This is a genomic window from Micromonospora sp. NPDC047740, from assembly GCF_043204735.1.
GTDB lineage: Bacteria > Actinomycetota > Actinomycetes > Mycobacteriales > Micromonosporaceae > Micromonospora.
The window spans coordinates 461,637-487,657 of sequence record NZ_JBIDCT010000001.1 but is presented as its reverse complement, the minus strand read 5'-3'; the positions used below and the strand labels follow the sequence as shown (position 1 = coordinate 487,657).

The 26,021-nt window shown below is 73.0% G+C and carries 23 protein-coding genes; 15 read left to right on the top strand and 8 right to left on the bottom strand.

The features are described from left to right. Positions 1-14: 14 nt before the first annotated feature. A complete protein-coding gene (locus tag ACGF4F_RS02140; protein WP_357435462.1) occupies positions 15-2,483 on the bottom strand; it encodes a glycosyl hydrolase family 65 protein in 2,469 nt (822 codons plus the stop codon). A 112-nt stretch (positions 2,484-2,595) separates the two neighbouring features. Between ACGF4F_RS02140 and ACGF4F_RS02135 the strand changes: the two genes are divergently transcribed. From ACGF4F_RS02135 to ACGF4F_RS02110, 6 genes are all read left to right on the top strand, one after another. Further along, positions 2,596-3,264 (top strand): spermidine synthase, encoded by a 669-nt coding sequence (locus ACGF4F_RS02135; RefSeq protein WP_357435464.1) that lies wholly within the window; start codon positions 2,596-2,598, stop codon positions 3,262-3,264. A 124-nt stretch (positions 3,265-3,388) separates the two neighbouring features. Beyond that, positions 3,389-3,895 (top strand): hypothetical protein, encoded by a 507-nt coding sequence (locus tag ACGF4F_RS02130; RefSeq protein ID WP_357435466.1) that lies wholly within the window; start codon positions 3,389-3,391, stop codon positions 3,893-3,895. Beyond that, positions 3,895-5,301, top strand: coding sequence for a hypothetical protein (locus ACGF4F_RS02125; RefSeq protein ID WP_357435468.1), 1,407 nt, complete (start codon positions 3,895-3,897; stop codon positions 5,299-5,301). The genes ACGF4F_RS02130 and ACGF4F_RS02125 overlap by 1 nt, the downstream gene beginning before the upstream one ends. Then, positions 5,298-6,638: a VWA domain-containing protein gene (locus ACGF4F_RS02120; protein WP_357435469.1), complete on the top strand. Its 1,341-nt coding sequence runs from the start codon at positions 5,298-5,300 to the stop codon at positions 6,636-6,638. Before ACGF4F_RS02125 ends, ACGF4F_RS02120 begins: the two co-directional genes overlap by 4 nt. Positions 6,639-6,651: 13 nt before the next feature. Further along, entirely contained in the window at positions 6,652-7,764 is a 1,113-nt protein-coding gene (locus ACGF4F_RS02115) for an AAA family ATPase (RefSeq protein ID WP_357435470.1), read from the top strand. Further along, entirely contained in the window at positions 7,761-10,595 is a 2,835-nt protein-coding gene (locus ACGF4F_RS02110; RefSeq protein WP_357435472.1) for a DUF5682 family protein, read from the top strand. The genes ACGF4F_RS02115 and ACGF4F_RS02110 overlap by 4 nt, the downstream gene beginning before the upstream one ends. Before the next feature lie 20 nt (positions 10,596-10,615). Here the strand turns inward: ACGF4F_RS02110 and ACGF4F_RS02105 are convergent, their stop codons facing one another. From ACGF4F_RS02105 to ACGF4F_RS02090, 4 genes are all read right to left on the bottom strand, one after another. Then, positions 10,616-12,175 carry an FAD-dependent monooxygenase gene (locus tag ACGF4F_RS02105; protein WP_357435473.1) on the bottom strand — a complete coding sequence of 520 codons (1,560 nt, stop codon included), beginning with the start codon at positions 12,173-12,175 and terminating at the stop codon, positions 10,616-10,618. A gap of 69 nt (positions 12,176-12,244) precedes the next feature. Continuing rightward, on the bottom strand, positions 12,245-12,814 hold the full coding sequence (locus tag ACGF4F_RS02100) for a TetR/AcrR family transcriptional regulator (protein ID WP_357435474.1): 570 nt from the start codon (positions 12,812-12,814) through the stop codon (positions 12,245-12,247). Beyond that, the gene (locus ACGF4F_RS02095) at positions 12,804-13,286 is read right to left on the bottom strand and encodes an SRPBCC family protein (RefSeq protein ID WP_357435476.1); all 483 of its coding nucleotides are present in this window, start codon (positions 13,284-13,286) and stop codon (positions 12,804-12,806) included. The genes ACGF4F_RS02100 and ACGF4F_RS02095 overlap by 11 nt, the downstream gene beginning before the upstream one ends. A 30-nt stretch (positions 13,287-13,316) precedes the next feature. Then, the gene (locus tag ACGF4F_RS02090) at positions 13,317-14,657 is read right to left on the bottom strand and encodes a nicotinate phosphoribosyltransferase (RefSeq protein ID WP_357435478.1); all 1,341 of its coding nucleotides are present in this window, start codon (positions 14,655-14,657) and stop codon (positions 13,317-13,319) included. A gap of 207 nt (positions 14,658-14,864) precedes the next feature. Between ACGF4F_RS02090 and ACGF4F_RS02085 the strand changes: the two genes are divergently transcribed. The 3 genes from ACGF4F_RS02085 (at position 14,865) to ACGF4F_RS02075 (ending at position 17,189) form a co-directional block, all read left to right on the top strand. Further along, positions 14,865-15,530 (top strand): hypothetical protein, encoded by a 666-nt coding sequence (locus tag ACGF4F_RS02085; RefSeq protein ID WP_357435479.1) that lies wholly within the window; start codon positions 14,865-14,867, stop codon positions 15,528-15,530. Positions 15,531-15,562: 32 nt separating this feature from the next. Then, the gene (locus ACGF4F_RS02080; RefSeq protein ID WP_357435482.1) at positions 15,563-16,792 is read left to right on the top strand and encodes a M23 family metallopeptidase; all 1,230 of its coding nucleotides are present in this window, start codon (positions 15,563-15,565) and stop codon (positions 16,790-16,792) included. A gap of 64 nt (positions 16,793-16,856) precedes the next feature. Continuing rightward, positions 16,857-17,189 (top strand): putative quinol monooxygenase, encoded by a 333-nt coding sequence (locus tag ACGF4F_RS02075; protein ID WP_357435484.1) that lies wholly within the window; start codon positions 16,857-16,859, stop codon positions 17,187-17,189. Positions 17,190-17,196: 7 nt separating this feature from the next. Here the strand turns inward: ACGF4F_RS02075 and ACGF4F_RS02070 are convergent, their stop codons facing one another. After that, positions 17,197-18,771 carry a Na+/H+ antiporter gene (locus ACGF4F_RS02070; RefSeq protein ID WP_357435485.1) on the bottom strand — a complete coding sequence of 525 codons (1,575 nt, stop codon included), beginning with the start codon at positions 18,769-18,771 and terminating at the stop codon, positions 17,197-17,199. Positions 18,772-18,895: 124 nt separating this feature from the next. Continuing rightward, positions 18,896-19,516: an L-threonylcarbamoyladenylate synthase gene (locus tag ACGF4F_RS02065; RefSeq protein ID WP_357435487.1), complete on the bottom strand. Its 621-nt coding sequence runs from the start codon at positions 19,514-19,516 to the stop codon at positions 18,896-18,898. 128 nt (positions 19,517-19,644) lie between these two features. On the opposite strand from ACGF4F_RS02065, the gene ACGF4F_RS02060 reads away from it, so the two are divergent. Then, entirely contained in the window at positions 19,645-19,986 is a 342-nt protein-coding gene (locus tag ACGF4F_RS02060; protein ID WP_357435489.1) for a hypothetical protein, read from the top strand. Between the two features lie 33 nt (positions 19,987-20,019). On the opposite strand, the gene ACGF4F_RS02055 is transcribed toward ACGF4F_RS02060, so the two are convergent. After that, positions 20,020-20,556: an alpha/beta hydrolase gene (locus ACGF4F_RS02055; RefSeq protein WP_357435491.1), complete on the bottom strand. Its 537-nt coding sequence runs from the start codon at positions 20,554-20,556 to the stop codon at positions 20,020-20,022. Positions 20,557-20,752: 196 nt separating this feature from the next. Here ACGF4F_RS02055 and ACGF4F_RS02050 point away from each other — a divergent pair, with 196 nt between their 5' ends. The 5 genes from ACGF4F_RS02050 to ACGF4F_RS02030 all read left to right on the top strand — a co-directional run bounded on the left by ACGF4F_RS02050 (position 20,753) and on the right by ACGF4F_RS02030 (position 26,020). Then, positions 20,753-21,490, top strand: a complete 738-nt coding sequence (locus ACGF4F_RS02050) for a GntR family transcriptional regulator (RefSeq protein ID WP_357435493.1) — start codon at positions 20,753-20,755, stop codon at positions 21,488-21,490. Positions 21,491-21,642: 152 nt separating this feature from the next. After that, positions 21,643-23,040, top strand: coding sequence for an extracellular solute-binding protein (locus tag ACGF4F_RS02045; protein WP_357435495.1), 1,398 nt, complete (start codon positions 21,643-21,645; stop codon positions 23,038-23,040). After that, positions 23,015-23,962, top strand: a complete 948-nt coding sequence (locus ACGF4F_RS02040) for a sugar ABC transporter permease (protein ID WP_357435497.1) — start codon at positions 23,015-23,017, stop codon at positions 23,960-23,962. The genes ACGF4F_RS02045 and ACGF4F_RS02040 overlap by 26 nt, the downstream gene beginning before the upstream one ends. Before the next feature lie 55 nt (positions 23,963-24,017). After that, positions 24,018-24,887: a carbohydrate ABC transporter permease gene (locus ACGF4F_RS02035; RefSeq protein ID WP_357435499.1), complete on the top strand. Its 870-nt coding sequence runs from the start codon at positions 24,018-24,020 to the stop codon at positions 24,885-24,887. Beyond that, positions 24,887-26,020, top strand: a complete 1,134-nt coding sequence (locus ACGF4F_RS02030) for an ABC transporter ATP-binding protein (RefSeq protein WP_393073976.1) — start codon at positions 24,887-24,889, stop codon at positions 26,018-26,020. Before ACGF4F_RS02035 ends, ACGF4F_RS02030 begins: the two co-directional genes overlap by 1 nt. Position 26,021 lies beyond the last annotated feature (1 nt).

The window sequence follows — 26,021 nt, the reverse complement described above, 5'->3', positions numbered from 1 at the left end:
TTGGTCGTGGCTGACTACCACGAACGCGCGTTGGTAGGCGTCGCGGCGTCGTGCAGCGCGACCTCCACGGTCGTCCCGGGCGGCAGCGGGAAGGACTCCCCCCGTACGGCCACCGGAACGGGCTGGCCCGCCCCCGGGGCGGCGGAGATCCGCAGCCCCTCGTGGTCCACGTGCAGGAAGATCAACTGGTTGCGGTACCTGATCACGCAGTCGAGTTCGTCGAGCCCGTCGGGCAGCAGCGGGTTGAGCCGCAGGACGTCGCCGCGGACCTCCAGGCCGGTGTAGCACCGTTGCAGGATGTCCAGCGTGCCGGCGGCGGCGCCGAGGTGGATGCCGTTGCGGGTCGAGCTGTGCTGCGGATCGGTGAGGTCGGTACCGAGGGCGGTGGTCAACATCTCATACGAGCGGCGACGGTCCGTCCGGGCCAGCACCCACGCGTGGGCGACCCGGCTGAGCGTGGAACCGTGGGTGGTGCGGGACAGGTAGTAGTCGACGACGGCGGGGATCCGGGTCGGGGCGAACTCGTACCCCAGGCCGCGCACCAGCCCGGTGAGCTCCTCGGCGCTGAACAGGTACAGCAGCATCAGCACGTCGGCCTGCTTGGAGATCTTGTAGCGGTTCGCGTCGTCGCCCTCGGCCTGCAGCAGCGAACCCAGCTGCCGCAGGTCGCCGTACCGCCGCCGGTACCGGTCCCAGTCCAGCTCCGCCAGGTCGCCGTAGCCCTCGAACTGGGCGAGGATGCCATCGTCGAGGAAGGCCAGCCGTAGCCGGCCCCGGATGTGCGCCCACCGGCGCCGCTCGTCGTCCGCCGGGGCGACCTTCCGCCACGGCGCCACCCCCGGATGCCGGCTGAGGATCGCGCAGGCCTCCTCGGCGCGGCCGAGCACCCAGGCGACCATCACGTTGACGTACGCGGAGTTGTCCAGCCCCTGCCCCGGCCGACCCGGGTAGCCGTCGTGGAACTCGTCCGGACCCATCACCCCGCGGATGTCGTACCGGTCGTCGGCCGGGTCGTAGGTGGCCAGGCCGGCCCAGAACCGTGCCGTCTCGACCAGCATCTCCAGCCCGGAGTGGGCGAGGAACGGCAGGTCGCCCGTCGTCTCCCAGTACCGCCACACGCAGTAGGCCACGGCCAGGTTGACATGCTGCTGCCGGCCGCTGTGGTCCGCCACCCACTCCCCGGTCACCGGCGAACGCGACCGGGACGGACTGTCGTCCCGACCGCTGTCGCCGCTCTGCCAGGGAAACAGCGCGCCGGCCATGCCCGCCGCGGCCGCCTGCCGCCGGGCCGCCGGCAACCGCCGGTACCGATAGGCCAGCAGCGCCCGGGTCAGCTCCGGCATCCGCAGATTCAGGTACGGGTAGACGAACAGCTCATCCCAGAAGATGTGCCCGTGGTAGCCCTCGCCGTGCAGTCCCCGGGCGGGCACCCCGGCGTCCAGGTCGATCACGTGCGGTGACAGCGTCTGCAGCAGATGGAACGTCTGCACCCGGATCGGCACCTGCCAGGCATGCTCCTCTCCGACATCCAGCCGGAACCGCTCCCACAGCTGGGTCCACGCCGTGTCGTGGTCGGCCAGCACCATGTCGAAGGTCCCCGCGTGCCGCAGTTCCCGGCGGGCGGCCGTCAACGGCTCCGAGACCACCCGGTCGCGGTTGGAGAAGATCGTCACGGTCTTCTCCACGACCACCCGGTCTCCGGGAGTCACGTCGACGCCGATCACCTGGCTCACGTCGTTCGGTCCGTGGGCCGCCGCCAGCCTGAGGTGGGCGACGCCGGCGCCGCTGACCCTGGTACGCGCCGCCACGGCCACCTGGTGTCGGGACGTGGTCGTCACCGCCGTCAGCCAGACGGTCTCGGCGTCGTCCCCGCCGGTTGCCACGTCCGTGAGATGCCGACCGCAGCTACCCGCCTCCGCCGGCGCGTTCGCGTTGACCACCCCACCGTCGAGGCCCGACCTGATCTCCAACCGGCCGGACCAGTTCTCCGCGACGATGCTCGTCTCCAGCGCCGCCAGGTGGGGACTCGCCAGCGACACCAGCCGTCGCTGCCGGACCCGGGTACGCCGCTCGTCCCGGTCGACCACCAGCAACTCCCGCAGGTACACCCCGCGCCGCAGATCCAGCATCTGGTGCACGTGCTCCCGCCGCCCCTGCCCTGGCGCGAACCAGTCCCCGCCGGCGGGACGGAACGTCAACGGGAGCCAGTTCGGCAGGTTCACGATGCCCTCGTCGCTGTCCGGCCGATCGGCCCCGTACAGCCGGTTGTGGAAACCGGCGAGGTAGGTGCCGGGATAGTGGACGCCGTCGGCGGAGGCCTCCGGGGCCGCCCCGCGGGTGGCCAGGTAGCCGTTGCCGAGGGTCAGCATCGTCTCCCGGGTGCCTTCCTCGGCCGGTGCCGCACCGTCCTGGTACGCCAACACCCAGCCGGCCGGCGGAGGCCGGCTGCACAGCTCACACCCAGGGTCCACGTTCGCCGGCACCCCGCACTCCCCTTCCACGGCGCGGTGCCGTTTCCCCGTTTCCCGCGCGGCAAACTCCCGGACGCCGGTAAATCGGGCGCAGAGGCACATTGCGCCGGCATAGGTTGGCCGGGTGAATCAAGCGGTTGCGGTGGTTGATCGGGTGGTGACCGAGCGGGGCGAGCTCGTCCTGCGGCAGTGCGGCGGGCACTTCGAGATCGTCAGCAACGGGGTGTTCCTGATGGACACCCGGGCCGGCGCGTCGGAGCGGCTGCTCGTCCGGAAGGCACTCGAGCTGGTACGGCCGGGGGCGCGGGTGCTGATCGGCGGGCTCGGGGTGGGGTTCTCGCTGGCCGAGGCGGCCGCCTCGGCCGTGCCGGCGGAGATCGTGGTCCTGGAGATCGAGGAGACGCTCATCGGGTGGCACCGCGACCGGCTGGCCGCCCACAGCGGGCACGCCCTGCACGACCCCCGGGTGCGGATCGTGAACCGGGACATGCTGGCCTGGCTGCGGAGCAACGACGAGGCCTTCGACGCCATCTGCCTCGACATCGACAACGGCCCGGACTGGACCGTGTTCCCCGGCAACGCCACCCTGTACGACGCGGACGGCACGGCACTGCTGCGCGACCGGCTCGCCGCCGACGGCGTACTGGCCGTCTGGAGCGCCTCGGCCGCACCGGCGTACGCCGACCGGCTGGCGGAGGTGATCGGTCCGGTCACCACGCACCTGGTCGAGGTGCCGCGCGGCGAACCGGACGTGGTCTACCTGGCCCGCCGTACCGGCCCGGACCGCCGCTGACCGCCCCGCGGATCCTGTCGTACCCGTAGCCCATGATCCTTGTCGTCACGGCGACGCTGGCTCGTTCCGGCGTCGACATCGTCATGGGCGACGCCGGGTCGCGGCGGGCGGGGAGGTCGGAAGGGTGGCGGACGTGGACGACGCCGGATGGGCGCGGCGAAGCAGCGTGCGGGTGGTGCCGCCCGCCCGGCCCCGGAAGCTGGCCAAGGTGCCTTTCGTGGAGTTGGCCGACGGACGGCTGCAGGGCGTGGTGTCCAGCGGGTCGGACATCGAGCGGGTGTACGTCTCGTCGCTCACCTCCGGCACCCACGCCTACCACTGCAGCACTAACAACAACCGGCCCTGCGGCGGCCTGCGCGGCACCCCGTGCAAGCACCTGGCGGCCCTGGCCGACGAGGCGGTCCTGCAGTACGGCCTCGACCGGGTCGCCCGCTACCTGCGGGCCGACGCCGGCGACGGGGTGACCACCGGCGCGGAGCTGCTGAGCCGCCTGGACGCGCGGCACGAGCCGACCCCGGCGGCGGTGGTGTTCAGCCGGTTCCTGCGCCACCTGTCCTACCTGGAGGCGCCGGGCAGCAGCACGCCGCTGCCCGAGCTGCACTGGTTCCCCGCCACCGGGGCAGGTCGCTGATGCTCGGCACGCAGCTCACCGCCCTGACCGACGGGCACCCGGCCGCGCTGACCTACGCCCTCGACCTGGTGGCGGGCGTCGACGCCGCCCTGACCCGCGGGCTGGCCCGGGTCGGCGAGGCGGACGCGACGGCGCTCGCCGGCCTGGCCGGCGCGCTGGCGGCCACCCCGCTGGCCGATCTGGTCGCCGAGGCGATCGACAAGATCTGCGCCGGCTCGGTGACGACGGAGCATCTCGCCGCGCTCGCCGGTGCCCGGTCGGCGCTGCTCGGCGCCGCGCACGACGCGCTGCTCGGGCAGCTCGACGCCGCGCTGGGCCGCGGCCGCGACCCGTGGTCGGCGGCGCCGGCCCCACCCGCCGGGCCCTCGCCCGTGCTGGCCTCCGTGCGGGCCTGGTTGCACGAGGTGGCCGTGACCGGGTGGCGCGGCGTCGACCACGAGCTTGTGGCCGCGGCCGGGACGCCGGTCGAGGCCGCCCTGGCCGCACCGGAGTCACGCCGGCTCGCCGTGCTGCTCGACGGCCTCGCCGCCGAGCTGCGGGCCTGTGTGCCGGTCGCCACGATGCCGCAGCTGCCGGCACGCCGCTGGGCCGACCTGTGGGCCCGTGGAGTGCTGCTCGCCCAGGACGCCGCCGCCGTCGACCCCACGGCCGACGTCGTCGACCGGGTCGCCGGGCGGCTGCTGCCGCTCGGGGTGGACGTGCACGAACACGACACCGCGATGCAGATCCAGGTGCACGGGCTCTTCGAGCCGGCCGCCGGCGGGCCGCCCCGGCTGGTACGCACCGCGGTGGGCGCCGCGAAGGTGGACACCATCGTCGGTCCGGCGTTGTGGCGCCTGCTGCAGACCCATCCCACCTTGCTGACCGCGCTGGCGCAGCGGCGCGGCGTGACGGTCACCGACCTGCCGGCGCGAGGTGCGGACCTGCACTGGCACGACGACCGGGCGCAGCTCGACGAGCCGGTCGATCCGTTCGCCGCAGCGCGGGTCCTGCTGCCCGGTGCCCAGGCGGCGGCCATCGCGCCGCTGGACCGGCACCCGGCCGCGATCGCCGAACCCGTCCTGCTCGAGGGGTACGCCGTCCGCGACCACGACGGCGGCCTCGCGGTGGAGCTGGACGGTCGCCCGCTCGCCGTGGCGGTCGACCGGCTGCCCTCCTGCGGCCCGCTCACCCCGGAACTGGTCGCCGCGTCGTCGGCCTGCCTCGGCCTGCTGCGTTGGGACGACGGCCGCTGGCTGCTGCAACCGTTGGCGGTGCGGGCCGACGTCAAGCGCAAGGTGGTCGACGTGCACACCGGGGACTGGGCGTGCGGCGTCAGCGACGCGAAGGTCGCGAAGGCCGAGGCGAAGGCGGGCGACGCCGTGGCGGTGCTGCGCGAACGCGCGGGACGGTTGCTGCGCCGATGACCGAGCAGATCCACGACCGCGCTGACGAGAACCGGCGGCAGGTGCTCTACTGGCGGCTGCTGGCCCGACTCTTCGACCCCACCGAGCAGCCCACCCTCGAATCGGCGAGCATGGCCGTCGTCGAGGAGCTGGGCCTGCCGGCCTCGCTGCTCGACCCGGCGGTCTCGGTCGACACCGTGGTGCAGCGTTTCCCAGCCCTCGCCGCCGAGTTGCGTGGCCTGCTGACCACTGCCGAGGACGCGGCGACGTCCGACGACACCACCGGGCGGCCGGGGCCGGCCGAGGTACGCCGCGCAGCACTGGTGTCGAAGGTGCTGCTCAACGTGTTCGCGACCGGCGCCGGACCGGTCAGCGCCGGCCAGTTGGCCCGGTGGCAGTCCGACGCCGGCTGGTTCGAGCAGGCGCTCGGCGCCGAGGCGGGCGAACTGCGCCGGCAGGGCGGCACCGGGCTCGGCGGCACGCTCGCCGCGCTGGAAGGCGACCTGGTGCGCCGGATGCACCTGCGCGAGGTGCTCGCCGACCCGGCGCTGGCCAGCCGGCTCACGCCGAGCATGTCGCTGATCGAGCAGTTGCTGCGGGACAAGGCCAACCTGTCCGGGGTGGCCCTGGCCAACGCCAAGGCGCTGATCCGCCGTTTCGTCGACGAGGTCGCCGAGGTGCTGCGTACGCAGGTGGAGCAGACCAGCGTCGGGACCATCGACCGGTCGGTGCCGCCGAAGCGGGTGTTCCGCAACCTCGACCTCGACCGCACCATCTGGCAGAACCTGACCAACTGGAGCCCGGAGGACCAGCGGCTCTACGTGGACCGGCTCTACTACCGGCAGACCGCCCGACGGACCACTCCGGCGCGGCTGATCGTGGTGGTGGACCAGTCCGGGTCGATGGTCGACTCGATGGTCAACTGCACCATCCTGGCGTCGATCTTCGCCGGCCTGCCCAAGGTGGACGTGCACCTGATCGCGTACGACACCCGGGCGTTGGACCTAACGCCGTGGGTGCACGACCCGTTCGAGGTGCTGCTGCGCACCAACCTGGGCGGCGGCAACGACGGACCGGTCGCCATGGCGATGGCCCGTCCCAAGATCACCGAACCGCGCAACACGGTGCTGGTCTGGATCTCGGACTTCTACGAGTTCGACCGCTCGCAGCCGTTGTTCGACGGCATCGAGGCCGTGCACCGCTCCGGCGTGCGGTTCATCCCGGTCGGCTCGGTCAACAGCTCCGGCCAGCAGAGCGTCAACCCCTGGTTCCGGCAACGGTTCAAGGACCTGGGCACCCCGGTGATCTCCGGTCACATCCGCAAACTCGTCTTCGAGCTCAAGAGCTTCCTCACCTAGGAGTCCACCCTTCATGTCCGAGATGCTGCGTGCCCCCGCCGAGGTTAAGTACGCCGACGAACTCGACTACCTGGAGTCGGTCGACAACGACCCGAAGCCGTTCTCCTGGCGGCTCAGCCCGCGCATGGTCCGGCTGTTCGTCCTCGGTTCCGAACGGGCCGACGGCCTGGACCGGGAGATCCCGCAGAAGTGGTTCGGCGACCGCACCTTCGTCGAACGCAGCATCGTGACGCTCGCCTCCGACCGGGGTCTGCTGCTGATCGGTGACCCGGGCACCGGCAAGAGCTGGCTGGCCGAGCTGCTCGCCGCCGCGATCTGCCGCAACTCCACTCTCGTCGTGCAGGGCACCGCCGGCACCACCGAGGACCACATCAAGTACTCGTGGAACGTGTCCATGGTCATCGCCCGCGGGCAGTCCCGCGAGTCGATGATCCCGTCGCCGATCATGACCGCGATGGAGCAGGGCGTGATCGGCCGCTTCGAGGAGCTGACCCGCTCCACCAGCGACGTGCAGGACGCGCTCATCTCCATCCTGTCGGAGAAGTACGTCTCGATCCCCGAGCTGAACGACGACAACATCGTCTTCGCCAAGCCCGGCTTCTCCGTCATCGCCACCGCGAACAGCCGCGACCGGGGCGTCAACGACCTCTCCTCCGCGCTCAAACGGCGATTCAACTTCGTCCGGATCCCGGTGGTGACCAACAAGCGCAGCGAGGCCGAGATCGTCCGGTTCCGCACCGAGGAGCTGCTGCGCCGGCACCGCATCGAACTCGAGGTCCCGCCCACCCTGCTGGACATCCTGCTGCAGAGCTTCGCCGACCTGCGCACCGCCGCCGCGGCGGCGACCAGCGACGACGAGAAGCTCGAATCGGCGCTGTCCACCGCCGAGCAGATCGGTGTCCTGGAGGACGCCATCCTGCACAGCCAGTTCTTCGGCGACCGGATGCTGCGCGCCGAGACGTTGGCCGGCTCGCTGATGGGGTCGCTGGCCCGGCGCAGCCCGGAGGACCTCGCGATCCTCAACAAGTACCTGCACGGGGTGGTGGAACCCCGGGCCAAGCAGGACGGCGGCGGCTGGGAGGGCTTCCTCGACGGCGGACGCCAGGCCATCGCCGCCCTCTCATGACCGCCGCCGTCGCCGGCCCGTTCGGTGCCCTGCGCCAGCAGCTCACCGACGCCGCCGTTGCCTTCGCCGACTCCCCCGACGCGCTCGCCGGCATCCTCGCCGGCATGGTCGACGACGTCGACCGCGCCCTCGCCGTGCCGCTGGAGATCTTCCCGGTGTGCCACCACTCGCCGGCCTCGGCGCTGGCGATGCTGCGCCGGCTGCGCGCGAAGCAGCCCCGGGTGATCTACCTGGAGCTCTGCGAGGATCTGCAACCGCTCCTGGGCGAGCTGCGCAACTGCCGCCTCCCGGTGGCCGTGCAGGCGTTCGCCGCCGAGCTGGACGGCCACCCGGCCGAGTGGGGCCCGCTCAGCGTGGTCGCGCCGATCACCGAGGCCTCCGCCGAATACCAGGCCATCGCGTACGCGCTGGAGACGCCGGGCGTGGAGCTGGTGCTGGTCGACCGCTCCACCGACCACGTCTTCCAGTGGCTGCCCCGCGACCGACCGGAGCCGACCCGCCCAGGCGGCGGGGACGGCGACGCGGGCGAGGACGGCGGGCGACCCGGCGACGAGGGCGCCCTGCACGGCGACGCGGTCGGCGTGGAGATCGGCGACCTGCGCCCCGGCTTCGCCGAGCTGGAGGCGCACCTGCTGCACCACGGCAAGGTGCGGCACTGGTCGGAGTGGTGGGACCAGTACGTCGAGCAGCCGCTCGCCGACGCCGATCACGACACCTACCGCCAGGTGATGGTGCTCATCGGCAGCCTGTTCCGCCGGCTGCGCCCGGCCCGCTCCGCGCGCCTGGACCGCGACGAGGACCGCGAACGCTACATGTGGACGCGGATGCGCGAACACCTCGCCGCCTCCGGCGTCGACCCCACCGACTGCCTCTACGTCTGCGGCGCCTTCCACGCCGCCAGCCACGTCGAGCAGTTCGGCCTCGCCGCCGGCGCGCCCACGTACGAGATCAGCCCGCGCACCGGCACCCGCTGGCACTACGGGCTGATCCCGTCCAGCCACTCGGCCATCGAGGCGCAGTTCGGCCTCGCCCCAGGCTCGGTCTCCATCGCCGCGGCGACGTGGAGCAAGGCGCTGACCCGTGCCGGCCTCACTGGCTACCGGCTGGACGGGCAGCACGGCGGCCGCACCAGCGCCAAGGGCCGCCGCCGGGCGGCTGCCGGCACGGCCCCCGACACCGGGGTCACCGACCGGCTCTCCGGGTTCCTCGCGGCACCACCCGAGCCGGGTGGTCTCGACGAGGCGGAGCTGCGCGGCTGGTGCGTCGACATCGTCCGGCTCGCCCGCCGCAACGGCTACCTGGCGAGCACAGCCGACGCCATCGCCGTCTTCGAGACCGCGATCCTCCTCGCCGGGCTGCGCAACCGGGCCCGCCCCACCCCGTACGACTTCGCCGACGCGGCGGTCACCTGCATCGAGAAGGACGTCGTGCCCGGCCGGCGCGACGTGCGCCGGCTCTGCCAGATCCTCCTCGGCGGGGACCGGGTCGGTCAGGTGGGCTACGAAGCCCTCCCGCCGCTGGCCCGCGACGTCCTCGACCGGCTCCGACCGCTTGGCCTGGACCCGGAGAAGCGTACGGTCCAGCGCGCCCTGCTGGACCTGCGGGCCGACCCGCACCTGGCGCCGTGCTCGGATCTGCTGTGGATGCTGCGCTACCTGCTCCCGCCCGACGCGGTCCGGCCCATCATGGGCGAACGGCGGCTGGGACACCGATCCATCCAGGAGAGCTGGGACCTCGCACTCGGCCGCAACCAGCGGGCGTTGATCGAGCTGGGCTACGAGGGCGTCACCGTGGAGCAGGTGCTGGAGCAGCGGCTGCGCCGGGCGGTCCGGGGCTCGGAGGCCACCGCGGCCGGCGCCCTGGCGGCCGTCGAGGAGGCCATCCGGCTGCTCGACAGCCCGCGTCTGGTCGACGAGCTCGGCGCCCGGGCGGTGGAGCTGCTCGCCGCCGAGCGCACCGTCGACGACGCGCCGGAGGTGCTGCGCCGGATCCGCCGGCTGCTGGCCCACCACCGGGCCGGCGCTGCAGCCCTGCCGGCCTGGTGCGCGGCCTTCGTGACCACCGGCTACGCGCACTACTGCACCTTGCTGCCGACCGCCGTCGTCGACGAGCAGACCGGCGTCCGACAGGTCGGCGCCATGCTCGGTTTCCTGTTCAGCATGGAGAGCCTGGCGCTGTCCCTCGGCTGCGACCGCACGCAGCTCGAACTCGCCGTCGCGCAGGCTCACCCGGAGGCGCCCGCCAAGGCCGCGCTACTCTGGGCGGCCCGCCACCAGTTGGGCCTGCTGCCCCTCGCCGAGCTGCGGGCTCGCTGCGCCGACCTGCTGGCCAACCCGCTGGTGGTGCCGACCTTCCCGCAGTACCTTTCCGGCTTCGTGCAGGCCCTGGAGCCGGTGCCCGGGCTGGCGCCGTTCGTGGTGGAGCTGATGTCCGCGGCGTTCGGCCAGCTGCCCGACCCGATCCTGCTGCCCTGGCTGCCCTCCCTCATCACCACCCTGCGCGAGCACGGGCCGGAGCTGGTGCCGTTGCTGATCCGCGAGGCGGGCCGTACCTTCCCCGACAACCTGGCCGCGCTGGACGCCTGGGTGCCACCCTGGGCGGCAGCCGCCCCCGTCTCGGCGGCGGCGCTGCCCGTCGCGGCGGCGGGGCCGGTGGTCAGCTTGCTGGCAGACCATCCCGAGGCCGTCGACGCGGTCGCCGGGCTGCTCGGCTGCCCCGGCGAGTGGCGGCGGCCCGACGCGCCCGCGCACACCGAGGTGGCGGCGCTGCTCAGCCAGCACCCGGAGTCGACCGCAGCGGTGGCCGGCCTGCTGGGGGCCGGCACGGGCTGAGCCGGGACCGTCGGCGGCGGTCAGCGGAGCCAGCGGCGCAGGTACGCCGCCAGCCCGGTCAGGTCACCCCCGCCGGAGCGGTAGCCGAGGTGCCCGTCGGGGCGTACCAGCAGCAGGCCGGCCACGCCCGGGGCGAGGCCGAGCCGGCGCAGCGCCACCCGGTCGTCGGCGGCGCTCGTCAGCCGGTGCACGGTGACCTGACCGGCCCGGCGCAGCGGCGCGACGACCTCCTCCGGCCAGGCCGCTGGCGGACCGCCCAGCAGCAGGTGCCAGCCGGGCGGGGCGGTGAGCCGGTGCAGCGTGGTGCCGTCGACCGGGGCGTCGGGCAGCCGGTCCCCGGCTCGCGGACCTCGGCGCGGTGCGCCCGGGCCCTGCACGGACAGCGGGCTGCGCCGGTAGCGGATGTTCAGCTCCGCCACCGTGCGGAAGGCGGTGGCGCGCACGCCCCGGGCGGCGAGCACGGCAGGCAGCACGGCGGGCGCGATCCGGGTCCGGGCGAAGCGGGCCAGCGGGCTGGTGGCGGTGACGGCGGTGAACGCCCGGTCGGTGAGGCGCAGCACCAGCCGGCCGACCGGCGCCCGCTCCGCCTCGTAGCTGTCCAGCAGCGCCGGGTCCGGGCTGCTCTGCAGCGCGTGGGCGAGCTTCCATCCAAGGTTGACCGCGTCCTGGATGCCGGTGTTCATGCCCTGGCCTCCGGCCGGGCTGTGGATGTGCGCGGCGTCGCCGGCCAGGAAGAACGGCCCGGATCGGTAGCGGGTGGCGGCGCGGTGGTGCAGCCGGAAGTTGGTCATCCAGACCGGGTCGCGCAGCCGTACCGCCCCGCCGGTGTAGGTGTCGGCGAGGGCCTGCACCTCGGCGAGGGTGACCGGGGCGTCCGGCGGTGTCCGGTCGCCGGGTGGGCGGATGGCCAGCAGCCGCCAGGTGGCCGGGTGGCCGAGCGGAAAGAGGAGGAACAGCCCCCGCTCGGCGAGGAAGGCGTGCGCCGGGCCGGCGGCCACGCCGTCGGCCTCGAGGTCGGCCAGGACGAACGTCTGCGGGTACGCGGCGCCCTCGAACCCGATCCCGGCCAGGTGACGGACGGTGCTGTGCGCGCCGTCGCAGCCCACCACGTACCGGGCGGACACCTGTTCGGCAGGGCCGTCCCGGTGCCGCAGCGTCGCCACGGCGTCGTCCCCGGTACGGTCCAGCCCGACCAGCTCGACCCCTCGCTCGACGGCGATCCCCGCCGCCGTCAGGTGTTCGCCCAGGATCCGCTCGGTCTCGGCCTGCGACAGGAACAACAGATAGGGGTACGCGGTGTCGTGCAGACCGAGGTCGAACAGCGGCACCATCCGCTGCCGACCGGGTACGTGCAGGCACAGGCGCACCGCCCGGTTGCCCAGAGAGACCAGCTCGTCGGTCACGCCGAGCCCGGCGAGGACCTCCAGGGTGCGGGGCTGGATGCCCAGTGCCCGGGACTCGTGCACCCGGTCGAGCGCCCGGTCGACGACGCGTACCCGCACGCCGAACATGGCCAGCTGCCCGGCCATGGCGAGCCCGGTGGGGCCCGCCCCGACCACCAGCACCTCGACGGAGTCCATCGGCACCCCCTGGCTCGGATCGCGGGACCGCCCCTCTGGGCATGACGATATCGAGGCGCCTCCAGCAGTTCACGCCGCTGACGGCGCCGGGGCGGTAACGAGCTGCGCGAACAGGTCGGCGGCGGCGTCCAGAACGTCCCGGTCACCGGTGATCAGCAGGTCCAGCAGCAGGCCGCGGGTCGCGGCGAGGCTCAGCCGGGCCCGGCGGCGGGCCTCCGCGCGGTCGTATCCGAGCTGGACGAACAGCTCCTCGACGGGGGCCGCCCAGGCGGCGATGACCGAGGCCCGGAACGGCTCGGTCCAGGATCGGCCGTACAGCGCGTGCGCGTAGATCTCGAAGAACAGCCGTTCCGCCGGGGCCAGCGTCGGGTCGGCGAGGCGCCGCCAGAAGCGGCGGCTCACCTCGACCGGATCATCGGTCTCCGTGGCGAGGGTGGCGAGCGCGACCCGCTGCTCGGCCTCGACCCGCCGGACGACCTCCGTGAGCAGGCCCTCCCGGCTGCCGAAGTGGTAGATCAGCATGCGGTGGCTGGTGCCCGTACCGGCGGCGATCTCGCGGAGGCTGAGCTGGCTGAACCCGCCCTCCTTCAGGAAGTTGACGCACCGGTCGAGCAGCGCCTCGCGGGCGTCACCGGCCACCGGTGGACGCCGCGCCGTCGTCCGTCGCACCGGCGGACGGCGCCGCCGTGGCTGCGGCCTCGGCGGCGGCTCGGAGCCCGGCCGCCTCCATCCGCAGGTACCGCCGCGTCCGCGCCGCGGTCAGCAACGCGACCAGCCAGGCGAGGGCGCCGGTCTGCCGGATGCCGATGTCGATCCGGCTCATCCCGTCCGGCTCGGTCTCCACCCGGTGGTAGGCGACGGTGTGCACCCCGGGGACGTGTGAATCCCAGGCGAACGAGGCGCCCGGCCGTAGCTCGTCGACCCGCCACACCGTCGGTGGCAGGCCGGGCTGCCGGATGCGGAACCGGTTGCCCACCGCCAGGGCGGGGCCGTCGAGCGGCTCCACCGCCGACATGGACGCCGTCCACCGGGGATAGCTCGTCACGTTCGCCAGCGCGGCCCAGGCGTGCTCGGGAGCCGCCGCCGTGGTGATCGTCTCCGCGTAGTTCATGTACCAGATGGTACACAGCGGCGGCGAGCGTCAATAGCTGCCACCTCGGCCCAGCTGCGCGGTGACCCGCTCCCGCAGCGCGGTCAGCGCCGGGCTGACCGCGACGGCGAGCGGCGTGGGATCGGCCAACCGCCGGGCCCCCGCCGGCAGCCAGGCGAGGTCGGCGTCGAACCGGCGGCGGGCGGCTCGCACCTCGGCGGCGGGGTCGGCATTCTCGAGGCGCCGGCCATCACGCATGACCGGCGCCAGCAGCGGCTCGCGATCCGCCGGGGACGGCTCGTCGCGCAGCCCGACCAGATCCCCGTCGGCGCCGGTGGGATCGCGGAACACCTGCTTGGGGCCGGGCAGCGTGGCCTTGCCGGGCGACAGCTTGAGCACCGGCCGGTCGCCGTAGGCGACCAGTTTGTAGGCGCTGTCCAGCGACGGCGCGTCGTAGGAGACGCCCATCTTCGTGCCAACGCCGTACCCGTCGATCGGGGCGCCCTGGGCGACGAGCGCCGCGATGACGTCCTCGTCCAGGCTGCCGCTGGCCACGATCCGGGCCTGCCGCAGCCCGGCCTCGTCCAGGATCGCGCGGGCCTGCCGGGCCAGCGCCGCCAGGTCGCCGGAGTCGAGCCGCACGGCCATCGGGCCGGTCAGCCCGAGTTCGGTGACGACGTCCACGGCGGCCCGGACGCCGGCGGGCGTGTCGTAGGTGTCCACGAGGAAGATCGGGTTCGTCGGGAAGTCGGCGGCGAACGCGCGGAACGCCGCCCGCTCGTCGGGGAACGCCTCGACGTAGGAGTGGGCCATCGTCCCGGACGGGGTGAGCCCGTAGCGCCGGGCGGCCTCGACATGGCTGGTCGCGGTGAAGCCGGCGATGGCCGACGCCCGTGCCACGCCCGCCCCGGCCTCGATGCCGTGCGTGCGCCGGAACGCGAAATCGATCAGCTGGGCGTCGCCGGCGGCCAGCCGGCAGCGGGCCGCCTTGGTGGCCACCGTGGTGTGGAAGGTGATCAGGTTCAGCACCCCGGTCTCCACCAGTTGCGCCTCCGCGATCGGCGCGGTCACCTCCAGCAGCGGCTCGTCGGCGAAGACCACGCGACCCTCGGGTACGGCCCAGACGTCGCCGGTGAACCGCAGCCCGGCGAGCGCCGCCAGGGTCGCCGGGTCGAGCCCGGCCACCTCGCGCAGGTAGCCCAGCTCGTCGTCGTCGAAGGTGAAACTCTTTAGGAAGTCCAGCGCCTCGGCCAGGCCGGCCGCGACCAGGAAACCGCGCCGGTGCGGCAGGCGGCGGACGAAGAGGCTGAAGGTGGCCGGCTCGGTCATGCCGCGGCGCAGGTAGCTGGCCGCCATCCGCAGCTCGTACAGGTCGGTCCGCAGTCCGCTCATGCCACCCCCTCGACCACGCCACCACTGTGGTAGACGCGGCGGTGGCGCGTACGGGAAACGGAGATCCTGCGGCAGCCCAGCACCGCGTCGAAGGTGCCGACGGATCCGTTGACGGCCAGGCGGGATCCCCCGCATCGTTGACGAACCCATCGGGACGTGGGTCCGGTTCAGCGGGCGGACGGGCACCGGCGGGCTTAGAGTGTGGGGATGGGGGAAGCGGTTGCCGCGTCCGCGGTGGCCATCATGGCTGCCGTGATGGGTGGCGTCCCGACGCCGACACCGACGCCCAGCCTGCGGGTGGACGCGACGCCCGTGCTGACCTCGACCCCGTTCGGTGCGCTGCCCGGGCAGCAGGTCACCCACACCGTCACGATCGCCGGTACGGCGACGCTCGTCGCCGCGCGGATCACCTTCACCACCACCGCGGATCTGGAGACGGTCACGGCGCGCGCCCAGCCGGGTTGGTGCGCGGTGACCGCCCGCGAGGTGGTCTGCGACCTTGGTGACGTACGGCTGGCCAGCGGCTCGCCGGCGCCGCGGATCACGATCACGGGGCGGGTCCGGCCGGGCGCGGCGCCCGGCACCGTGGTCCGTAACCGGGTCAGCCTCACCTCCGAGCAGGTGCCGGAGAACGAGGCCCAGATCGCCAGCAACGCCTACCTGGTGCCCGGCTCGACCGCGACGCCCACTGATCCGCCAGTCGAGCCGCAGGCGGCGACGGTCGACCCGACGCCGGCCCGGTCGATGCGGGTGCCCACCGTGCTGGCGGTGGTGGTGGCGGGCTTGGCCGCGGCCGGGGCGCTGGTAACCCGTCGACGGTTGCGGCAGCGTCGCGCGGAAGGTGTTACGACCGGACGGCCGGATCCGATGTAGCAGGCGGAGGCAGGCGGCGTCAGGAGAACGGCATGAACCGACGGTGGTGGCGGCGGGCAACGCTGGCGGCGGTCGCCGGGACGGCGACTGTGGTCACGACGTCCACCTGGCTGGACGCCGGGACCGGCACCGCGGCGGCGCAGGGGCCGCTGCCCCTGCCGACCCTTTCCCTGCCCGTGCCGCTGCCCTCCGTGTCGCTGCCGCCCCTGCCGCTGCCGTCGGTGACACTGCCCCCGCTCACGCCGCCGTCGCCGAAGCCGCCCAGCGTCCGACCGACGGCCTCCTCGTCGGCCGGCCCGTCAACCGGGCACACCCCCGGGCTGGCGCCGGCCTCGCCGACCGCGCCGTCGCGAGCCGGCGGACCGGCCGCCCCGGCCACGGCCCCGCCGATGGCCGACCCCGAGTCCGCCCCGGCACTCATCGCCGCCGACCCCGGCGCCGACCTGTACCCGCAGCCACCGACGGACGCCGCCACCACGCCCGACGCCCGTCAGGTCGCCGCGCTCACCGACGTCGAGCGCCGGATCCAGTACCTGCACAACATTCTGGCCCGCACCCGCGACGACCTGGCCACGGTGCAGCGCCAACCCGATCCGGTGCTGCAACTGCTGACCGCCTGGACCGGCGGCCCCGCGCCGGCGGGTGACCCGGCGCCGCCGCTGGCCGTGGTCGACGCCGCGGACCTGCTCGACACGCCCACCGGCCGCGCCGCCGCCCTGTCCGCCGCGATCACCTCCGGCCAGGCCGAACTCACCGGCCGGCAGCGGGAGGAGGCCGCGCTCCGGCGGGAGATCGACCGGCGGGCCCGCGCCGCCGCCGTGACCGCCGCCGCGGCGGCACCGACCACCCGGGTCGCCGCGCCCGGCGGGAGCCGGCTGGGCCGGCCGCTGGCGGGCCGGCTCACCAGCGAGTTCGGCGTCCGCTTCGACCCGTACTACCACGTCTGGCAGCGGCATCCCGGGATCGATCTCGCCGCCCCGATCGGCACCCAGATCAGGGCGGCCGCCGACGGACGGGTCACCCGCGCCGGATGGTACGGCGGATACGGCAACTACACCTGCGTCGATCACGGCCGGGTGTCCGGGCAGCGGCTGTCCACCTGCTACGGCCACCAGTCCCGCCTGCTGGTGTCGCCCGGACAGCGGGTCCGCGCCGGCCAGGTGATCGGCCTCGTCGGCTCGACCGGCGCCTCCACCGGACCACACCTGCACTTCGAGGTGCGTCTCGGTGGCCGGGCCGTGGACCCGCTGCCCTGGATCTGAGCGCGCCGTCCCTCGCTCGGGACCGTCGGTGTCCTCGCGCGCCCGGCCGGATAGCCTGGTCGCCATGATCTTCATTACCGCAAAGTTCCGGGTGAGGCCGGAGGACGCCGACCGCTGGCCGCAGATCGTCGCGGAGTTCACCGAGGCCACCCGCGCCGAGCCGGGCTGCCTGTGGTTCGACTGGTCGCGCAGCGTGGCCGACCCGACGGAGTACGTGCTGGTCGAGGCGTTCCGCGACGACGAGGCCGGCGCCGCGCACGTGCAGTCGGAGCACTTCCGCACGGCGCAGCGGACGCTGCCGCCGCACCTGGTCGAGACGCCCCGGATCGTCAACGTGACCGTCCCGCAGCAGGACTGGTCGCTGCTCGGTGAGATGGCCGTCCCCGAGGGCAGGTAGTCGACGGTCAGTCCTCGACGGTCGGGCCGAGCAGCCGGATCTCCTCGATGTCCAGGGCCGCCTGCACCTCGCGCAGCACGGCGTCGTCGATCTGGTTGGTCCGCCGCAGCCGGGTGAGCTCCTGCCGCTTGCGGTCGAGGACGCCCAGCCGCAGCCGCCGGGCGAGTTCCCGCTCCTCCTCGGCCTGCTCGTCCCCCGGGCACCGGATGTCGTCGAGGTGCTCCTGGTAGTCGGAGCGGAGCCGCTCGACGGCGTCCGGCGCTGCGCCCACGTCGGCGGCCACCTGGGGCAGGGCGTCGAGGGCGGCCTCGGTGGCCCGGATGCGCGCCCAGCGGACCTCGTCCTCCCGTTCCTGGTCGCCGCTGAGACCGGCCCAGCTCACCACGGCCGGCAGCGTGGTGCCCTGGACCAGCATGGTCAGCACGATGACCGTGACGGTCACGAAGATGATCAGGTCCCGTTCGTGGACGGGCGTGCCGGCGCTGGTCGCGACCGGCACGGCGAGGGCGGCGGCCAGCGAGACCGCGCCCCGGAACCCGGCCCAGCCGGCCGCGGTGCGGACCCGCCAGTCGAACCCGCGGCCGCGCCGGGACTCACGCCGGTCGAGGTTCTGCAGCGTGGACACGCCCAGGTGCACCCAGGCCATCCGGGTCACCACGACGACGACGGTCACCACCACCGCGATGCCCAGCGACTGCGCCGGCGAGTGGCTGGTGATGCCGCGTAGGGATCGCGGGACCTGCATGCCGAGCAGCACGAACAGGCTGCCGTTGACCATGAAGGTGGACAGGTCCCAGAACGCGAACGCGGTGATCCGCGAGCGGGCCCGGATGATCCGGGGCGCGGCCCAGGAGATGAGCAGCCCGGCGACCACCACCGCGAGGACGCCACTGGCGTGCACGACGTCCGCGAGCAGGAACGCCACGAACGGGGTGAGGATGCTGATCCCGCCCTCGCGCAGCGGGTCGTCGACGTGGCTACGGATCAGGACGGCGACCCCGCCGACCAGCAGGCCGGCGGCAACTCCGGCGGCGGCCGAGCCGACGAACCGCCCGAGCAGTCCGGCTGGCCCAGGGAGTGCTCCCCCGGCGATCACCCCGACCGCGACGGCGAAGATCACCAGCGCCGTACCGTCGTTGATCAGGCTCTCCGCGCGCAGGGTGGTGAGGATGCCGCGCGGCATCCGTTTGGCCAGGCCAGCGACGGCGGCGGCGTCAGTCGGCGCGAGTACCGCGCCGAGTACCCAGGCCGCCGGCGACTCGACGCCGAGGGCCTTTGCGGCGTACGCGACCGCGACCGTCGTGAGGAGCACCAGCGCCACGGCCAGCAGGGCGATCACCGCGAGGTTGGCCCGGACCTCGCGGATGCTGATCACGAGGCTCTCCCGGTAGAGGATCGCCGGGAGGAAGAGCACCAGCACCACCTCGGGTGGGAGCACCACGTGCGAGAACGGCGGGAGCAGCCCGAGCAGCGCGCCCATGCCGATGAGCAGGACCGGGGGCGCGACACTGTAGCGGCCGCCGATCGTGGTGCCGATCAGCACCGTCGCGCCCAGTACCGCGATCAGCACGAGCGGTTCCACGTCGTACCCCCGTCACCCGATCGGCGTGGTGCGGCGGCGGGCGGATCGCGGGCACGCCGCCGCCCCAACATGGTGGTACGGCCGACCGAGGACGTGCGGACAAATCGGCTAATTTGGGCGGCGGCTACTCGAACCGTGACGGATCCCCGGCGCCGCGGCGCAGGATCTCCGGTTCGGGCCCGGACAGGTCGACCACGGTGGTCGGCTCGGTCCCGCACTCCCCCGCGTCGACGACGGCGTCGAGCTGGTGGTCGAGCCGTTCCTTGATCTCCCAGCCCTGGGTCAGCGGTTCGTCCTCGTCGGGGAGCAGCAGCGTGCTGGACAGCAGCGGCTCGCCCAGCTCGGCCAGCAGCGCCTGGGTGACCGTGTGCTTCGGTACCCGCACCCCGACGGTGCGCTTGCGCGGTTCCTGGAGCCGGCGCGGCACCTCGTGGGTGGCCGGCAGGATGAACGTGTAGCTGCCCGGGATGGCGGCCTTCACCAGGCGGAAGACCGAGTTGCTGACCTTGACGAACTGGCCGAGCTGCGCGAAGTCGCGGCAGACCAGGGTGAAGTGGTGCCGGTCGTCGAGCCGGCGGATCTCCCGGATCCGGTCCAGGCCGCCTCGGTTGCCGATCCGGCAGCCGAAGGCGTAGCAGGAGTCGGTGGGGTAGGCGATCAGCCCGTCGTCCCGGATCAGGTCGACCACCTGCCGCAGGGTCCGCGGCTGCGGATTGTCCGGGTGCAGGTCGTAGTACCTTGCCACGGCGCCCAGCCTATGCCTCGCCGCGCGGACCCGCGCGGGGTGGGGCGCGGCACAAATTTGCAGCTCGCAGGTTTGGCGGAGGATCGGACCGGAAAGGATGAGGCCCGCTCGAAGAGGGGGATCCGACCATGTCCGATGCCAGCACAGACCGCGACGACCGTCCGGCCGAGGTGACCGACCCGCTGCTGTGGCGGCTCGCCGCCGCGGTGGCCGACACCCACCAGCCGGATGAGAACGGCGCCTGCGACAACGGCAGCTGCTTCGGCGCGGCCTGGCCCTGCGCCCCGTGGCACAACGCGCAGATGGGTCTGCGCGCGGCGCAGGCCGCACCTCGTACCGGCACTGCCGAGCCGGCCGCCCACCAGGACGGACCGGAGACGCCGGCTGGACGGTCCGCCGAGTCGTCCCCGCGTCCGCCGTGGCAGCCGCTTCCCGACCAGTCGCCGTTGGCGATCACGTCCGCCGCCTGACCCGGCACACCCGGGGGTGCTTAATCCAGTTGGTCAGTCTGGCCAGCCGATCGCGTCGAGGAACTCTTCCACGGCGACCACGACTCGGCTGAGCACCGCGATGGATTCCGTGAGCGGGCCGGGCACGTACATCCCGTGATCCGCTCCTGCCACCTCCAGCACGTGGGGTGACAGCCGGCGGGCGAGGTCACCGTCCCACACCTTGTCGGCGGTGCCACCCACGAGGAGGAACGGTGCGGTCGCACGGCCCAACGCGTCAGCCACCCACGGCAGGGTGAGCAATGGCGTGAGCCACACGGCGGGCAGGGATCTCTCGGCGGCAATCGCTGCCGCATTCGTGCCGAGGGACTTGGCGACCAGCAGTGGGCGACCGCCAACAGTGTCGATCAGCGGGGCGACCTCGCCGCTGACCCACCCCTCGATTGCTGGCTCGTCAGGCCTCGGAAACTCCTGAGACCACGAGTACCGGTGCACCGTTGCGCCCCGCTGCTCCGCCACGTCGCCGGCATACATGAGCAGGGGTGCGCCCGGTCCGAACATACCGCCGGGAATCACGACAGCGTCAGCCATGCGGACGACCTTACCCAGACCTGTGACGGGGACGGGGTCAGCGATCGTGGGCTCGCTGCTGGCCGTTGACTGGTAACCGTGACCGCGAGTCGTGTCAATGTATTGTCCTGACATCCGCCGGCTTCACCGGGTGACCGCTTCGGTACAGTGGCGCCCATCCCCGGACCCCTGGACAGCCGTGACGAGGAGGTCCCCCGTGACCAGCCCCGAGATCGTCGTCGACCGGAGCAGCCCGATCCCGCTCTACTTCCAGGTCGCCGAGCAGTTCGCCGCCGCGATTCAGCGTGGTGACCTGGCACCGGGCGACCGGCTGGACAGCGAGTTGCAGCTCGCCGACCGGCTGGGACTGTCCCGGCCCACCGTCCGGCAAGCCATCCAGCACCTGGTGGACAAGGGGTTGATCGTGCGCCGGCGGGGCGTGGGCACCCAGGTCGTCCGGGGCGAGGTCCGCCGGGCGGTGGAGCTGACCAGCCTGCACGACGACCTCGCCCGGGCCGGACGGCAACCGTCCACGTCGGTGTTGGAACTGGCGACTGTGGGCTGCCCGGCCAAGGTGGCGGCGGCGCTCGGGGTGGACGCCGACAGCCCGGTGCAGCACCTGCGCCGGCTCCGCTTCGCCGACGGGGAACCCCTGGCGGTGATGGAGAACTGGCTTCCGCTCGACCCGGTCCGGCTCACTCTGGACGTCCTGCAGGCCCGGGGCCTGTACGCCATCCTGCGCGCGGCCGGGGTGCGGATCCGCAGTGCCCAGCAGCGGATCGGGGCCCGGGCGGCGACCGCCGCGGAGGCGCAGATGCTCGGCGAGCGGCGGGGCGCTCCGCTGCTGACCATGACCCGCACCGCGTACGACGACCAGGGCCGGCACGTCGAGTACGGCGAGCACCTCTACCGGGCTTCCCGGTATGCGCTGGAGGTGGCTGTCACCGAGCGGTGAACCCCGGGTTTCTCGCTCATTTCCAGTGATAGGTATTTACGTCGTCAGGCTGTCATGACATTGTGGCCGACATGCACCGCCGGCATGGACCTGCGGCCGGCGGGGCGACCCGCGAGTCTCTTCGAAGTCACTTCTTGCGAAGGGAACAGCCCATGTCAGTCACGCCGAGACGCGTCCCGGCCGTGCTCGCCACGCTCACCGCGATCACCCTCGCCGCCACGGCCTGCGGTGGCGGCTCGGAGCCCGCCGGCAAGGACGCCAAGAACATCACCCTCACCATCGCCGCCAACGCCATCGCCGGCGGCAAGAACGCCACTGGTGCGGAGTGGATCGAGAAGTGGGTCATCCCCCGGTTCATCGAGGCCCAGAAAGCCAAGGGCGTCACCGCCAAGGTGTCGTTCGTGCCCAGCGGCGTCGATGACGAGCAGTATAAGACCAAACTGGCCCTGGACCTGCGGTCCAAGGGCGGTGCCGACGTCATCTCGGTCGACGGCATCTGGGTCGGCGAGTTCGTGCAGGCCGGCTACCTGAAGCCGCTGTCCGAGGTGGCCGGTGGCCAGGCCGACTCGTGGGACGGCTGGTCGCAGATCCCGGAGAGCGTGCAGGGCCTCGGCACGTTCGAGGACAAGCGCTACGGCATCCCGCAGGGCACCGACGGCCGGGTGCTCTACTTCAACAAGAAGCTGTTCGCCCAGGCCGGCCTGCCCGCCGACTGGCAGCCGAAGAGCTGGCAGGAGATCCTCGACGCCGGCACCAAGCTCAAGGCGCTGCCCGGCGTGACCCCGATCCAGATCAACGCCGGCACGGCGATGGGCGAGGCGACCACCATGCAGGGCGCGCTGCCGCTGCTGGTCGGCGCCGGCGGGGAGATCTGGAAGGACGGCAAGTGGGCCGGCGCCAACCAGCCGGTCAAGGACATGCTCGACTTCTACACCAAGGTCTACGGTGGCGGTCTCGGCGACCCGAAGCTCCAGCAGGAGGCCAAGGGGCGGGACAAGTCCTTCGAGGAGTTCGCCGCCGGAAAGATCGGCATCCTGGCCGAGGGCGACTACTTCTGGCGCAGCGTCATCAACCCGAAGGATGGCACCGCGAAGATGCCCGACCGGGACAGCACGGTCGGGTACGCGATGATCCCGGCGAAGCAGCCCGGCGCGGGCATCCGGGGGCAGGACTTCGTCAGCATGTCCGGCGGCGGCGTCGACGTGCTCAACCCGAACTCGAAGTACCCGTCGCAGGCGTTCGAGCTGCTCGCGTTCATGCACTCGGCCGAGGCCACCAAGGCCCAGCTCGCCGGCGCGGCGCGGATCACCTCCCGGGCCGACGTCAACAAGGAGGTGCTGGCCGGCGACCCGATGCTCAACTTCGTCGCCGAGAAGGTGCTGCCGTTGACCGCGTACCGGCCGCCGCTGGCGGTCTACCCCCAGGTGTCGGTCGCGCTGCAGGAGGCGACCGCGGCTGCGGCGTCGGGCAAGAGCGCCGACGAGGCGGCCTCGGCGTACCGAAAGAAGGTCGAGGGGATCGTCGGTGGTCCGGGTAACGTCTCGTCCTGACGAGACGGTCGGGGGAGCGCGCCCGGCGACGGACGCCTCCCCCGCCCCCGACGCCGCCGGGCTGGGCCGGGCCCGCGCCGCCGGGTTCCTCGTCCCGAGCATGGTGCTGATCCTGCTCTTCCTCGTGGTGCCGGCAGCCTGGACGATCTACCTCGGCGTCACCAACTACCGGCTCACCGGGTTGGCCGCGGCCCATCCGGAGGTCGTCGGTCTGGACAACTACACCAAGGCGCTGACCGACGAGCGCTTCCGCACGTCGCTGTTGCTGACCCTGCAGTTCGTGCTCGGCTCGGCGGTGCTCGGTCAGGCCGGCCTCGGCTTCGCGATCGCCTTCGCGCTGCGCGACCGGCGCGGTCCACTGCGTCGGGTGGTCGAGGCGTTCATCCTGCTGTCCTGGATCCTGCCCAGCTCGGTCGTCGCGTTCCTCTGGATCGCCCTGCTCGACCGGGACGCCGGCACCCTCAACGCCCTGTTGGGCACGCCCGGCATGGCCTGGTTGCTCGACCACCCGATGCTGTCGATCATCATCTTCAACACCTGGCGCGGTACCGCGTTCTCGATGATGCTCTACGCCGCCGCGCTGGAGAACGTGCCCCGCTCGCACCTGGAGACCGCCCGGCTGGCCGGCGCGTCCACCTGGCAGCAGCTGCGCGACGTGGTGTTCCCGCGCATCCGCGGCCACGTGCTGACCAACCTGCTGCTGATCAGCCTCTGGACGTTCAACGACTTCACCCCGTTCCTGATCACCGCCGGCGGGCCCGAGCAGCGCTCCGAGATCCTGGCGGTCTACGTCTACAAGGTGGCGCTCTCCGGCGGCGAGCTGGGCTTCGGCGCCGCGATCTCGTTCATCATGCTGCTGATCAACCTGGTCATCGCGCTGATCTACCTGCGCATGCTGGGCCGGCGAAGGGAGCGGGCGTGAGCGCGAGGAGTGAGCCGGTTCTGCGAGCCCCGCAGTCGCGAACGAAGGTGCTGCTGTGAGCGCGGACCTGGCGCAGGAGGCCCGGACCGACCTCGCGGCGCGGGCGGCGGTGCGGCACGTGGTGGCCCGCGTCGGGCGCTACGTCTTCCTCTGCCTCGTGCTCGCCTTCTTCGCCCTGCCGCTGCTCTGGCTGGCCACCGCCCCGTTCGACGACACCCCGACCATCGGCACCTCGCTGCCGCGGTTCACCCTCGACAACTTCCGCACCCTGCTGGACAACCCGTACGCGCTGACCTCGCTGGTCAACTCGGTGTGGCTGGCCGGCGGCACCGCCGTGCTGGTGGTGGTCTTCGCCGCGCTGGCCGCGTACGCGCTCAGCCGGGTCCGGGTGCCGGGGCGCGACGCGCTGCTCTACGGCCTGCTGCTGCTGTCGTCCATCGTGACCGGCACGGCCACCATGGTGCCGCTGTTCGAGCTGGCGTTCCGGCTCAACCTGATCGACTCCCGGCTCGGGGTGATCCTGGTCCTCACCGGCGGCCTGCTGCCCGCGGCGATCTTCATCCTCAAGGACTTCATGGACGCCACGCCGACGTCGTACGAGGAGTCGGCGCGGGTCTTCGGCGCCAGCGCCCTGCAGATCATGCGGCACATCGTGGTGCCGGTCGTCCGCCCCGGGCTGGCCACCGTCGGCGTATGGGCGGTGGCGAACGTGTGGGGCAACTTCCTCGTGCCGTTCCTGCTGCTGCGCGGCCCGGACAAGGCCCCCGCCGCAGTGATCATGTACACCCTCTACACCGAGGGCGGGCAGGCCGACCTGCGGCTGCTCTCCACCTTCTCGCTGCTCTACTCGCTGCCGGTGGCGCTGATGTTCGTCTTCGTGAGCAGCAGGTACGGGTTCCGCTTCCACGGAGGGATCAAGCGCTGATGTCCGCCATCACCCTGCGCGAGCTGACCAAGGTCTACCCCAACGGGGTACGCGCCCTGGACGCCCTCGACCTGGAGATCGCCGACGGCGAGTTCTTCGCCCTGCTCGGCCCGTCCGGCTGCGGAAAGACCACCCTGCTGCGCACCATCGCCGGCCTGGAGCTCGCCTCCGCCGGCAGCGTACGCATCGGCGACCGGACGGTGACCAACCTGCCTCCGGGGCAGCGGGACGTGGCGATGGTCTTCCAGGACTACGCGCTCTTCCCGCACATGACCGTGCGGGACAACATCGCGTACCCGCTGCGGATCAAGAAGGTCGGCCGGGCCGCCCGGCACGACAAGGCGGCGGGCACCGCCGAGGAACTGGGCCTGTCGGCGCTGCTCGACCGCCGGCCCGGGCAGCTCTCCGGCGGCCAGCAGCAGCGGGTAGCGCTGGCCCGGGCGATGGCCTGCCACCCGCAGGTGTTCCTGCTCGACGAGCCGCTGTCCAACCTGGACGCGCGGCTGCGGCTGGAGGCGCGGACATTCCTCAAGCGGCTGCAACGGGAACTCGGCGTCACCACCGTCTTCGTCACCCACGACCAGGCCGAGGCCCTCGCCCTCGCGGACCGGATCGCGGTGATGGAAGGCGGCCGGATCCGGCAGGTCGGCACTCCGACCGAGGTGTTCCGCCGGCCGGCCAACACCTTCGTCGCCGGGTTCATCGGCTCCACCCCGATGAACCTGGTCCCGGCCCGGGTGCACGGCGACGAGCTGGCCGTCGCCGGGGTGCGGCTGCCGGTCCCCGAGGACGTCCGCGGCCGGCTGACCGACGGCGAACAGGTGGTCTACGGGGTCCGCCCCGAATACCTCGACCACTCCCCCGAGCCCGTACCCGACGCCCTCACCGGCCAGGTCGTGGTGGTGGAGAACCTGGGCAGCTTCTCCCTGGTGTCGCTGGACGTGCCGGCCGGGGACGACGGGGCGACCAGCGTGCAGGTCGTGGTGCCGGAGGGGCGGGAACCGGCGCCCGGCGACACCGGCTGGGTGGTGCCGCGCCCCGGGCGCACCCTGGTCTACCGGGACGGCGAGCTGGTCACCGGCGCGGCGGCGCCGGTGCCGGTGCCGCGTACCGGCGTCGCGGCGGACGCCTGAC